Annotated in this window: 9 protein-coding genes; 7 read left to right on the forward strand and 2 right to left on the reverse strand. The window is 55.4% G+C overall.

The genetic code is table 11. The annotated features are described in order from the left end of the window. Positions 1–116 precede the first annotated feature (116 nt). Positions 117–2603: a penicillin-binding protein 1A gene (locus SIC19_RS05940; RefSeq protein WP_075195819.1), complete on the forward strand. Its 2487-nt coding sequence runs from the start codon at positions 117–119 to the stop codon at positions 2601–2603. A 94-nt stretch (positions 2604–2697) separates the two neighbouring features. Here the strand turns inward: SIC19_RS05940 and SIC19_RS05945 are convergent, their stop codons facing one another. Beyond that, positions 2698–3963, reverse strand: coding sequence for a malic enzyme-like NAD(P)-binding protein (locus SIC19_RS05945; RefSeq protein ID WP_036203569.1), 1266 nt, complete (start codon positions 3961–3963; stop codon positions 2698–2700). A gap of 232 nt (positions 3964–4195) precedes the next feature. Further along, complete coding sequence (rpmE, locus tag SIC19_RS05950) at positions 4196–4417, reverse strand: 50S ribosomal protein L31 (RefSeq protein ID WP_007154619.1); 222 nt, start codon at positions 4415–4417, stop codon at positions 4196–4198. A 260-nt stretch (positions 4418–4677) separates the two neighbouring features. Between rpmE and SIC19_RS05955 the strand changes: the two genes are divergently transcribed. The 6 genes from SIC19_RS05955 (at position 4678) to hslU (ending at position 13253) form a co-directional block, all read left to right on the forward strand. Continuing rightward, positions 4678–6858, forward strand: coding sequence for a primosomal protein N' (locus tag SIC19_RS05955; RefSeq protein WP_075195820.1), 2181 nt, complete (start codon positions 4678–4680; stop codon positions 6856–6858). Between the two features lie 208 nt (positions 6859–7066). Beyond that, entirely contained in the window at positions 7067–8764 is a 1698-nt protein-coding gene (locus SIC19_RS05960; protein ID WP_127402076.1) for an Ig-like domain-containing protein, read from the forward strand. A gap of 146 nt (positions 8765–8910) precedes the next feature. Next, positions 8911–10596 carry an arginine--tRNA ligase gene (gene argS / locus SIC19_RS05965; protein ID WP_075195822.1) on the forward strand — a complete coding sequence of 562 codons (1686 nt, stop codon included), beginning with the start codon at positions 8911–8913 and terminating at the stop codon, positions 10594–10596. A gap of 55 nt (positions 10597–10651) precedes the next feature. Then, positions 10652–11284 carry an SPOR domain-containing protein gene (locus SIC19_RS05970; protein ID WP_075195823.1) on the forward strand — a complete coding sequence of 211 codons (633 nt, stop codon included), beginning with the start codon at positions 10652–10654 and terminating at the stop codon, positions 11282–11284. 97 nt (positions 11285–11381) lie between these two features. Next, positions 11382–11912, forward strand: coding sequence for an ATP-dependent protease subunit HslV (gene hslV, locus SIC19_RS05975; RefSeq protein ID WP_007154624.1), 531 nt, complete (start codon positions 11382–11384; stop codon positions 11910–11912). 12 nt (positions 11913–11924) lie between these two features. Further along, the gene (gene hslU / locus SIC19_RS05980) at positions 11925–13253 is read left to right on the forward strand and encodes an ATP-dependent protease ATPase subunit HslU (protein WP_036203558.1); all 1329 of its coding nucleotides are present in this window, start codon (positions 11925–11927) and stop codon (positions 13251–13253) included. Positions 13254–13265 lie beyond the last annotated feature (12 nt).

A 13265-nucleotide genomic window follows, 5' to 3' on the forward strand; every position in this document is an offset into this window, starting at 1 on the left:
CCGTCTACAATGCTCGTTCTTCTTTAATTGAGGAGCATTGCACCCGGGAAGCGGCTAGCCCTTCCTAAAGCAATTTCTCAAATGATAGACCTATATCCAACAGTTGTCAGAAAAAAATGTCTCATTTGTTGCGTACATCTCGCCTGTTTGCATGGCTCTTTCTCACTGGACTCAGTCTCGCCACAATCGTGGCGTCAGGATTTTACCTATATCTCCGCCCCGGATTGCCTCCTGTTGAGCAACTCCTGGACATCAAGTTGCAGACCCCATTGAGGGTCTACAGCGCAGACGACAAATTAATAGCAGAATTCGGTGAAAAGAGAAGGGCACCGGTCACAATAGAACAGATCCCTACAATTCAGTTACATGCCTTTATGGCAGCGGAGGACGCCCGTTTTTACGAACACTTCGGGGTCGACTTTAAAGGCCTGATGCGGGCTGCCATCGAACTGGTCTCCACCGGCGAGATCCAGTCCGGCGGCAGTACCATCACAATGCAGGTTGCAAAAAATTACTTTTTGTCACGCGATCGGACGTTTATTCGCAAGTTCAACGAGATACTTCTGGCTCTTCAGATCGAGCGTGAACTGGACAAAAACCGCATCATGGAGCTCTATCTCAACAAAATTTACCTGGGCAATCGAGCTTACGGCATTGCCGCCGCCGCCCAGGTTTATTACGACAAACCCGTGACCGAGCTTTCTCTGGCAGAAATGGCCATGCTTGCCGGGCTACCAAAAGCTCCCTCAGCCTATAATCCCCTGGCAAACCCCGAACGGGCACAGATCCGTCGTGACTGGATACTCGGTCGCATGCGCGACCTTCAATACATCACCAATGATGCCTATGAACTGGCGACCAACGCTCCGCTGACTGCAAGTTTTAACGCACCGTCCACTGAAGTTGATGCGGACCACGTTGCGGAAATGGCCCGGGCTGAGCTGGTCCGGCGGTTTGGCGATGCCGCCTACACCGACGGCTACGAAGTCAGACTGACTGTCGAGAGCGAGAAACAGCAGGAGGCGACCAGGGCACTCAGGGCCGGACTGGAAGCGTATGACCGGCGTCATGGCTTTCGCGGCCCCATTGGACAGGTGGATGAAGATCAGCTGAAACCGGACAACCTCGGCAACCTGATGGCGAATTACCCCCGCGTAGCCGAACTCGTGCCTGCAGTTGTAACCCGGGTAAGAGACAAAGACAGCGAAGTTGATCTTTACGCCCGCCAGCTTGGCGAGTCCGTAATGGCATTCTCCACAATGACCTGGGCCAAACGATACAAAACCGAAAACCTGACCGGGCCCGAACCAGAAAAGCCATCTGACGTGGTCACTGTGGGTGACATCGTTTATGTAAAGCCCATGGTGGTGATGACCCCAGAGCAGCCAAATGAATCTGACACCCAGGAGCAAAGCGATGAACAGCAAGCCCTGGATATCGCCGAAGTCAGGCGCGTTGCCCTCTCCCAGGTACCCGAGGTGCAGGGCGCACTAATCTCCCTTGACGCAAAAACCGGCGCCATTGAAGCACTCGCCGGCGGATACAGCTTCAGCCAGAACAAATACAATCGCGCCACCCAGGCGAGAAGGCAGCCAGGCTCAACCTTCAAGCCATTCCTGTACCTGAGCGCGCTTGAAAGCGGCATGACACCCGCAACCATCTACAACGATGCACCTATAGTGTTTGACGACTCCGAACTGGAGACCACATGGCGCCCCCAAAACTCATCAGGACAGTTTTACGGCCCTACTCGCCTGAGAGAAGCCCTGTACCGGTCCCGCAACCTGGTGTCAGTACGCTTGCTTCGGGACCTGGGCATCCAGAACACCATAGACTACCTTGAGCAGCTTCAGATCCCCACGGAAGACATGCAAAAAGACCTGTCACTCTCATTGGGCAGCGGACTTCTGACACCAATGGACCTGGCCCGAGGGTTCGCAGTAATCGCCAACGGCGGCTACGATGTCGAGCCCTACCTCATCAGCCAGATTTCGGACATCAACAACGAAACAATCTTCGAAGCACCGGACGTCAAACTCTGCGATGAAAACTGCACAGAGAAACAGGAGAACAACTCCGACGACGAGAAAGAAGTTCGCATTGCCAGGCGTCTGGCCGATGAACGCTCGGTATACATCCTGCATTCCATGATGCGGGATGTAATCAGACGAGGCACCGGCCGACGCGCTCAGGCCCTGGGACGGGATGACATCAGCGGCAAAACCGGCACCACCAATGAACAGAGAGACACCTGGTTCGGCGGCTTCAACCATGACGTAGCCACCACAGTATGGGTTGGCTTTGATCAACCACAACCTCTTGGCCGCCGAGAGTTCGGCGCCAGCACTGCCCTGCCCGTCTGGCTTGATTACATGAAAGTGGCACTAAATGGCGAGCCATCGTCATTGATGGCGAGACCCAATGGCATCGTTAACATCCGCATCGACCCTGAAACAGGCCGGCGTGCAAGACCGGGACAAGAAGGCGCCATGTTCGAAATATTCCGCGAGGAAGATGCCCCGCCACCACTTGACCCACAAGATGATTCATCGGGTGGCAGTAACAATGGCAGCAGCGATGACCTGTCGAGACAGATCTTCTGACACCAGCAAGCTGGACGGGGAATTCCACCGACAAAAAAACCGGCGATTCAACAATCGCCGGTTTTTTTTGTTTCCGAAACTCGATTGGGCTATATCAGATGATATCGTCCATCGATTTCAGTGGATAATGGGCCGGGTAGCCGTTACGAGCAACGCCTGAGTCAACCGCCGCGCGTGCGACTGCCGCCGGAACAACTTCCAGCAGGCGCACGTCCATCGGCTTGGGAATGATGTACTCCCGCCCAAACTCGAAACTTGCAACGTCATAGGCTTCACAGATTTCCTGCGGAACCGGCTCTTTCGCCAACTCGCGAATCGCATGAACCGCCGCCACTTTCATTTCTTCGTTGATCGCGGTCGCCCTCACGTCCAGAGCACCACGGAAAATGAACGGGAAGCCAAGCACGTTGTTCACCTGGTTCGGGTAGTCCGAGCGGCCCGTAGCCATGATCAGGTCATCACGAGTAGCCAATGCCACTTCAGGACTGATCTCAGGATCCGGATTGGAACAGGCGAACACAATCGGATTCGGCGCCATGAGTTTTAGCTGCTCAGCACTCAACAGATCCGGGCCGGACAGACCAAGAAATACATCGGCACCGTCCATAGCGTCATCAAGCGTACGCTTGTCGGTCTCGTTGGCAAACATTGCCTTGTACTGGTTCAGGTCATCGCGACCGGAATGAATCACACCCTTGCGGTCCAGCATGTAGATGTTTTCGGACCGAACGCCACAGCTGATCAGCAGCTTCATGCAAGCGATAGCCGCTGCGCCAGCTCCGAGGCAAACCACTTTGGCTTCATCGATTTTCTTACCCTGCAACTCCAGGGCATTGATCATGCCCGCAGCTGTTACGATCGCGGTGCCATGCTGGTCATCATGGAAGATGGGTACACTGCACTTTTCGATCAGCGCGCGTTCGATTTCAAAGCACTCAGGGGCCTTAATGTCCTCAAGATTGATACCGCCGAAGGTATCAGCAATACGCTCGACCGTTTCAATGAATGCCTGGGGGCTTTCGGAATTGACTTCGATATCGAACACATCAATTCCAGCAAAGCGCTTGAACAGTACGCCTTTGCCTTCCATAACCGGCTTGCTCGCCAGCGGACCGAGGTTACCCAGACCGAGGATTGCAGTGCCGTCTGAAATCACGGCTACCAGGTTACCCTTGGCGGTATATTTGTATGCGTTCTCGGGGTCCTTAGCGATCTCGCGGACCGGCTCGGCAACCCCGGGGCTGTACGCCAGCGAAAGGTCGCGGGAGGTCTTGGTGGGCTTGGTGATTTCCACACTCAGCTTACCAGGCCGCGGCTTGGCGTGGTATTCAAGGGCTGCTTCTTTCAGATCTTGAGACATTGCCACTGTTCCGTTTGTCACGTTTAAGAGGTAATAAGCCACCGGGCCTTGCCCAGCGGAGCGCGACATTATGGCGCGAAGGACTGCATCAGACAAGGCCAGTTTGACCACTCGCTAATCAGTCAATACGGCTTTTTGCGTATACATTCGCATCAGACGCGCCCTTCAGGACGAGCCTGCAGATACAAAAAAAGCGCCTCGCAAGGCGCTTTTTTCGTTATCAACATTCGAATCAGGCTTTCTTGCCACCGATGCGACCACCGAAACGCTTCTGGAAACGGTCGATACGGCCACCGGTATCCATCACTTTCTGCTTGCCTGTGTAGAACGGGTGACACTGGGAGCACACATCCAGAGTCAGGTCCTGAGTGAACGTGGAACGTGTCTTGAGAACATTACCGCAGGAACAGGTAGCGGTAATCTCGGCATACTTGGGGTGAATACCTTCTTTCATGGCGAACCTCTATCGGTCATGCCGCTACCAGATCACGGGACTGCCTGGTTTTCATAGCAATCCGGGTGTCGGGCACCGCATGTTTGAATCAATTGAGAAGACGGGGCACAATCATGCCCTGCCGGAAACAGACCGCGAATCTTACTTGCAAATGCGGTATCAGGCAAGCCCCGGACCGTCATATCATCCCGCCCGACACGGGACACGCCGGTTTTCAGCTCCTTAAAAGGATAGGCAGATACCGTGACACCTTCATCGCCATGGAGCCACATGTGCCCCGAACTGCGCGTATAGCATTGAACCGCCCTATCCGGCGGCTGTTCGATTATCTGGTGCCGGATCACATTGCACTGCAACCAGGCCAGCGTGTAACGGTCCCCTTCGGACGTCAATCGGCTACCGGGCTGGTGGTCGAAACAGACGCAAAACCACCGGAGGGCATCACCCTTAAACCCGTCCGGTCCGCTGCCGAGGCGTGGCCAGCACTGCCCCCGGAAACCTTTCGCCTTCTTAGCTGGGCATCTGATTACTATCAGCACCCACTAGGAGAGTGCCTTTTTACCGCACTACCACCAGCGCTCCGTCGCGGCAGACCTGCCGTGGAGAATGCCGATCCCTACTGGCAAGCCTGCGGCGATCCTGCGCTGCTGCCCGGCAACGCAACACGACAGAGAGAACTGCTGGCGTGGCTAAACCGCCAACCCGGCGGCGCAGGCAGCAAGCAGATTGTGCGGGCCGGTTTCACGCAGTCGCAAATCCGAAGCCTTCAGGAAAAAGAACTGATCCGCGAGATCACGCCACCCACCCCAGATGGCGTAACAGAGGAAACCCGGAATCGTATCCCCGTGCTGTCTCCAGCCCAACAAGAAGCCGCCAACCAACTTCCATCGCCAGACAACGGTTTCGCGACAGCGCTCCTGTTTGGCATTACAGGCAGCGGGAAGACCGAGCTCTACCTTCATTACCTGAAGACTCACCTGGACGACCGACACCAGGCGCTCGTCCTGGTACCAGAGATCAACCTGACGCCGCAGACCGTAGCCCGCTTCCAATACTATTTCGGGTCACGCATCGCGGTATGGCACTCGGCGCTAAAAGACAGCGAACGACTCTCAACCTGGCTAAGGATCCGCAATGGAGAGCCGGTCATCCTGATAGGCACGCGCTCGGCTGTATTACTCCCCTTTACCGACCTGAAAACCATCATCGTGGACGAAGAACACGACAGCTCCTATAAACAGGGGGAAGGGTTCCGCTATTCCGGCAGGGACACCGCGGTCTATCGCGCGCACCTTAATAATTGCCCAGTTATTCTTGGCTCGGCGACGCCCTCCATGGAGTCATACCAAAATGCCTTGTCTGGCAAGTACCGCCTGGTTCGACTCGAAGAGAGAGCGGGTAACGCCAAGCCTCCAACGATCAAACTTCTGGATATCCGCAGTCGTCCTCTGGAAGGCGGTCTTTCCCGTCCAGCCCTGCAAGCCATCGAGAAATGCCTCAGCAATGGGCAACAGGCGTTGGTATTCGTGAATCGGAGAGGATTCGCTCCGGTCATGATGTGTTTCGACTGCGGCCATATGGTGGAGTGCCCTCACTGCGACACACGCCTGACTTACCACCGCCGCGACCGGGCCATGCGCTGCCATCACTGCGATTTTCAGACCGCCGCGACGGACCATTGCCCAAAGTGTGATAGTGAGGCATTCAAACCCGTCGGCCAGGGCACGGAACGCACCGAGGACATTCTAACCTCACAGTTTCCGGATACTCCTGTCGTGCGGGTCGACCGGGACAGCACCCAGCGCAAGGGCAGCATCCAGGGCATCCTCAAAAAAGTGAACAGCGGGCGCCCCTGCATTCTGGTTGGCACGCAAATGCTGGCCAAGGGCCACGACTTCCCGAACGTTACGCTGGTGGTTGTCGTCAATGCCGATGGCGGACTTTTCAGCGTGGACTTCCGGGCTCCGGAACAACTGATCCAGACATTACTGCAAGTGAGCGGCCGGGCCGGCCGTGGGGAGAAACCCGGCGAAGTATTGGTTCAGACCTGTCATAGCGACCACCCCCTGCTGCATTCCCTGGCTGAGGGACACTACCTTCCAGTCGCCGACCAACTGCTCGCAGAACGCGAAACGGGACAGCTTCCCCCCTTTCGAGCGATGGCGATCTTCAGGGCGGAGGCTGAGACGATGGAAAAAAGCCTGCAGTTACTGGACACCATAAAACAACAAGCCCGCTACCAGCAGATAGAGATCTGGGGCCCCCTGCCCGCGCTGATTGCTCGCCGCGCTGATCGCCTTAGAGCTCAACTGGTTCTGCTTTGCAGTAATCGAAAGTACCTCAACCACACGCTCGGCGTTCTGTGTGAAACGCTGGACCAGAGCCGGCTTCCAGCCGGACTAAAATGGGCCATTGACGTAGACCCGCAGGAAACCGGTTAACTTACTCACCTCCCCTTACTGAAGCCACGCATCAAATTACAAAGTTTTTCAAAAATGAATACCGATCAACATTGCATAGACGCATCCTGTGCTATGATTTTCAGCAAATTGACAATGAAATCTATAAATCTACGTAAGCTTGCGTGTCTCATGCAGGGAATGCGCAGCGATTTGGCTTTGCTGTAACGAAAAACTGGAGATCAGAATAATGTCAGGGAAAATCCTTGCGCGTGCGTCAGCTATATCGCTTTCAATACTCCTCGCCGCATGCGGCGGCGACGATAGCTCATCTTCGCTAGCCGGTACTGGCAGCGAAGGGGATGGAGGAAGTGGGGACGGCTCATCGGGAGGCGGTGAACAAACCGTTTCACTGGAACTCGGTACCGGCAGCGGCTCCGGCTTCCAATCAGGACAAATGAATGCATCCGCAACCAACCTGTCTTCCGGTGGGTCAACTAGACTCGAATTTAACGTGGTAAATGCTTCCGCTGGAAACTCAATATACAACTCAGTTGAGACCTCAGTAACCATCTCGTCTTTGTGTCAAAATGCTGTTTTCGATACACCGATCACTACGACTTCGGGCTCATTCAGCACCACGTATGAAGCCGGATGTGCTGGCACGGATACCATAACTGCCAGACTTCCCAACGGTTCAACTGCAACTGCTAACGTTAACGTTGCGGCTCCAGAGATCGGAGAGCTTGAATTTTTAACGGTAACCCCCGACTCGATCGCACTCAGCGGTAGCTCGACCAGCGGCAGGCCGAGTGTTTCAGATGTTACATTCCAGCTAAACGATAAGAATGGCAACCCAATTACCACTGGGGAAGGTATTGCATTCACTCTGTCTACGACTGTCGGTGGAATCTCGCTATCCCAAGCATCAACTGAGACCGACGAGAATGGCGTAGCGTCAACAAGGGTAAATGCCGGGACAGTGGCTACTGTTGTCAGCGTAACCGCGACATACACTCCCGACACAGGCCCTGTCATTCAAACAACTTCTGCGCCTATTTCAATAAGCGCTACGATCCCTGACCAAGATAGTTTTTCACTGTCGGTTGAAGAAAACTTTTTGCCAAACGCCAGAAATTATGACGGCGTATCCGTGCCAATTACGATACGGGCAGCGGATCGAAATAATAATCGCATTAGCGATGCTGTGGTGAACTTTGTTACGAACTCCGGCTCGGTACAAAGTGAGTGCATCCTCCAAGATGGCGCATGCTCAATCGAATGGATCAGCCAGAATCCCCGAGCTGATGACGGTGTGGCCCTAATTCTCGCACGCACAGTCGGTGAAGAAAGCTTTAGAGATCTGAACAGCGATGGCAAATATGTTCAGTCTGAAGATGACTTCAACGTTGCCCAGAACGACCTTGGGGAGGCTTTCTTGGACCGGAACCGAAACGGGAATTTCGACTCAGGTGAGGAGTACTTTGATTACAACAGCAACGGTCAATATGACCCCGCGAACGGCATATACAACGGCACTGCATGCACGGATACGAGTGGAGTAGAGTGCACCACCTCGCTACTGGAGATAACCCGGACTGGTAAACTGTTTCTGGCAAGCGACAATATCCAAATCACTTTTACAACAACCGTACAACCGGGACAAGTCTGCGCAGAAATTGCCGGTGTCTTTACGAATGATAGCGGAGCCACCATCGAGGGCCCTCCACCAGGCGGAACAGATATTGCCTTCTCAACTACTAATGGCTCAGTTGTTGCCCCGAGCAGCTTCAGCTCACCCACATCTTACCGCGAAACGCCTGTAGAGCGGTGCGTAACAGTTGAGGGAGACGGTACGTCTTCAACTGGCACATTCACAGTAGAAGTCACTCCGCCCGCTCCATACAATAGCGATCCATTTGTCGCTCAGGCGGCGATTTCAGACTGATCCTTCCACAACGGAGGCCCCGCGCAGACAACGCGGGGCCTCAAATTTGAGCCACACCCCTCTTTCAGTGATAATATCTGCCTTCCGAATAATTGGGTTCCCGGCCCTTAGCTTCCATTCTCTTATAACCTGAGTCATCCGACAGCATGAAAGAGACCGTATCCGAACTGCTCCAGTCTGCGCTGGCGACCCTGCAATCTGAAGGCACCTTGCCAGCAGATCAGACCTTTACACCACAGGTAGGCAACACCAAGGACAAATCCCACGGTGACTACGCCTGCAACATTGCTCTGGTCGCATCGAAGGCGGCGGGTTGCCCGCCACGAAAGCTGGCAGAGGCATTGGTGGAACGGTTGCCGGACACCAGCGCTGTCGAGAAAGTTGAGATTGCAGGCCCCGGTTTTATCAACTTTTTCATGAGCACAGCCAGTGCCTTTGAGGTGGTTAACACCATTCTCGACAACGCCGGGCAGTACGGTCGTAACAACAATGGCAAGGGCGAGAAGGTCCAGGTGGAGTTTGTCTCCGCCAACCCGACTGGCCCCCTGCACGTGGGCCATGGCCGTGGTGCGGCGATTGGCGACTGCCTGAGTCGTTTGCTGGAAGCCAATGGTTACGAAGTCACCCGCGAGTTTTACTACAACGATGCAGGCGCACAGATCAGCAATCTGGCACTTTCAGTGCAGTCACGGGTGAAAGGGCTGACACCGGAGGACGAAAACTGGCCGGCCGATGGCTACCGCGGTGACTACATCACCGATGTGGCCAATGCCTATCTCGCCGGCGAAACCGTTACCGCGGACGACCGGGAAGTCACCGGTAAAGCCGACCCGGACGATCAACAAGCCATCCAGGAGTTTGCGGTTGCCTATCTGCGTCGTGAGCAGGACCTGGACCTGAAAGCTTTTGGCGTGGAGTTCGACGTGTATTTCCTCGAGTCATCGCTGTACGAAGATGGCAAGGTAGAGGAAACCGTCGAGCGCCTGCAGGAAAACGGCTATACCTACGAACATGACGGCGCCATGTGGCTGAAAACCACCGAATTCGGCGACGACAAAGACCGCGTGATGCGCAAGAAGGATGGCGGCTATACCTATTTCCTGCCGGACGTGGCCTACCACCTGAACAAGTGGCAACGGGGTTTCACCACGGTTATCAATGAGCAGGGTGCCGACCACCACTCCACCGTCACACGGGTTCGTGCCGGCCTGCAAGCGCTGAACGCTGACATCCCCCAGGGTTGGCCGGATTACGTGCTTCACCAGATGGTGATGGTGACCCGGTCCGGGCAGGAAGTGAAGATTTCCAAGCGCGCAGGCAGTTACGTGACGGTCCGCGACCTGATTGACGAAGTAGGCCGCGACGCCACCCGCTTTTTCCTTGCAGCTCGCAGAGTCGACTCCCAGTTGACTTTCGATATCGATCTGGCCCGCTCCCAGACCAATGAAAACCCGGTCTATTACATTCAGTATGCCCATGCACGTATTTGCAGTGTGCTCAGAAAACTGAAAGAGGAAGGGGTTGAGCGCGGCCTGAACGAGTGCGTGGGAGATCTGTCCTTACTGACGCTCGACGAGGAAAAGGATCTCGCTAACCAGTTGGCCAAGTACCCCGAGCTTATAGAAAGTTCAGCCAAATTGCGGGAACCACATCACCTGACGCACTATCTCAGGGATCTTGCCGGGCAGTTCCACACCTACTACAACGCCCACAAAGTTCTGATCGAGGATACTGCTGTCCGGGACGCTCGCGTTTCCCTGTATCTTGCCGTGCGGCAGGTGATTGCCAATGGTCTCGATCTGCTTGGCGTGAGCGCTCCCGACGAAATGTAGCAAGTCAGGCTTCATGATCTGAATATTCAGGCACGCAACAGGAACTAACCCGGCCATGTCCCGAGACTATGCCCGCAAATCAAGAACGGCCAGCAAACCGGCAACGTCAACAAAATCCGCGAGGCCTGCGCGTAAACAAAAGCAGCCCCCAAAACGCCCTGCTGCAGCCAAGTCACAGCGAGGTGGCTTGTCATTGAAGTGGATTCTGTCACTGGCAGCCGTGGGTGGTTTTATCGGCTTTATTGCCTATCTCAACTCACTTCCTACATCCGAGCCTCGCCAGGGTGAAAAAGCAACAACAGCCGAACCGCCTGCGGTAAAGGAGAAGCCTTCGGAAACCGCCGCAAAAGAAAAACCCGGCTTTCGCTTTTACGACATGCTTCCTGACTCGGAGGTGGTTCCTCCCGAGGTCGAGGAATATACCCCTGGGCCAGGACAGCAAACGTTTGATTACCTGGTGCAAACGGGCTCATTCCGACAACAGCAAGATGCAGAGAGGCAGCGGGCCGAAATCGCGTTCCAGGGCCTCCGTGCACAGGTCAAACGCATCGACCTCGACAGCGGAAGCATCTGGTACCGCGTCAATGTAGGCCCCTTCACCTCTCGCAGCCAGATGAATGCGGCTATCGACAAGCTGGTCAATCTCAACATTCAGCCTCTGGTCAGGAAGATTCCCAAGGAGGGCTGAGCTGCCCTCCTGACTCTCTTTCCTCCCGCCCTTGAAAACCGCCCCCTCGCCTCCATAACTGCTGAATACCGTTTTCTATCAGGCAAATGGAGCCAGAATGACTACCATACTCTCTGTCAGGCGTGACGATGAAGTTGCCATGGGTGGCGACGGCCAGGTCTCCCTCGGCAATACCGTAATGAAGGGCAATGCCCGCAAGGTTCGCCGGCTCTATAACGACAAGGTGCTGGCCGGTTTTGCAGGTGGTACCGCCGACGCATTCACCCTGTTCGAGCGTTTTGAAGCCCAACTCGAGAAACACCAGGGCAACCTTACCCGCGCCGCTGTCGAACTGGCCAAAGACTGGCGAACGGACCGAGCTCTCCGCCGGCTGGAGGCCTTGCTGGCCGTTGCCGACAAAACCGCGTCACTGATCATTACCGGCAACGGCGATGTTATCGAACCAGAACAGGGATTGATCGCGATCGGCTCCGGCGGTCCGTTTGCACAGGCGTCCGCAAGAGCCCTGTTGGAAAACACCGACCTGAAAGCCAACGAGATTGTGGAAAAGGGCCTGGATATCGCGGCCGACATCTGCATCTACACCAACCACAATCGCACCCTCGAAGTACTCTCAGCCAACGATTGATCCGGAGCTAGCATGTCTGCAATGACCCCCCGTGAGATTGTCCACGAGCTCAACAAACACATCGTGGGCCAGGAAGAGGCCAAGCGTTCCGTAGCCATCGCCCTGCGCAACCGCTGGCGCAGGATGCAGCTGGACAGTGGTCTGCGCGAAGAGATCACACCAAAAAACATCCTTATGATCGGCCCCACCGGTGTGGGTAAAACTGAAATCGCACGCCGTCTTGCCAAACTGGCCGACGCCCCCTTTCTGAAAGTGGAAGCGACCAAGTTTACCGAAGTGGGCTACGTGGGCCGGGACGTCGAGTCCATTATCCGTGACCTGGCGGACATGGCCATCAAGATGCTGCGCGAGAAGGAAATGAAACGCCACGAGCATCGCGCCATGGACGCCGCCGAGGAACGCATTCTGGATGCCCTGATCCCGCCACCCCGGGACTTCAAGGAAGACAGCCAGAAAACCGAAGACTCTTCCACCCGCCAGCTGTTCCGCAAGAAACTGCGCGAGGGCGAGCTGGACGACAAGGAAATCGAAATCGACCTGCGTAACAGCGGCGCCGGCGTTGAAATCATGGCACCTCCAGGCATGGAGGAGATGACCAGCCAGCTACAGAACATGTTCTCGAGCATGTCCTCTGATAAGCGCAAGACCCGCAAGATGAAGGTCGCTGACGCCATGAAGCACGTTCGCGACGAGGAAGCCGCCAAACTGGTCAATGAAGAGGAAATCAAGCAGAAAGCCATCCAGACCGTCGAGCAGAATGGCATCGTCTTCATCGACGAAATCGACAAGGTGGCCAAGCGCTCCGAGAACACTTCATCGGACGTCTCACGGGAAGGTGTGCAACGGGACCTGCTGCCCCTGATCGAAGGCAGCACCGTCAGCACCAAGTACGGCTCCGTACGAACGGATCACATCCTGTTTATCGCGTCCGGCGCGTTTCACCTGTCGAAGCCGTCTGACCTGATCCCGGAATTACAGGGCCGCCTGCCGATCCGTGTTGAGCTGCAGGCACTGACTCCGGATGACTTCAAACGCATCCTCACGGAGCCAGATGCCTCTCTGGTACAGCAGTACGAGGCCCTGATGGGCACCGAGGGTGTCAAACTGACCTTCACAGAGGACGCCATCGCCCGTATTGCGGAAGTCGCCTACAAGGTCAACGAAACCACGGAAAATATCGGTGCAAGACGCCTACATACGGTGCTGGAACGACTGCTGGAGAGTCTGTCTTACGAGGCAGGTGATCAGGTTACCGACAGCTTCGAGGTTACCGCGGCGTTTGTGGACGAAAAACTGGGTGAGTTGGCAGAAGACGAAGATCTGAGCCGCTATATCCTGTGACCCGCAAGGGCA

The organism is Marinobacter sp. MIT930201 (genome assembly GCF_047122665.1).
Lineage (GTDB): Bacteria > Pseudomonadota > Gammaproteobacteria > Pseudomonadales > Oleiphilaceae > Marinobacter > Marinobacter salarius.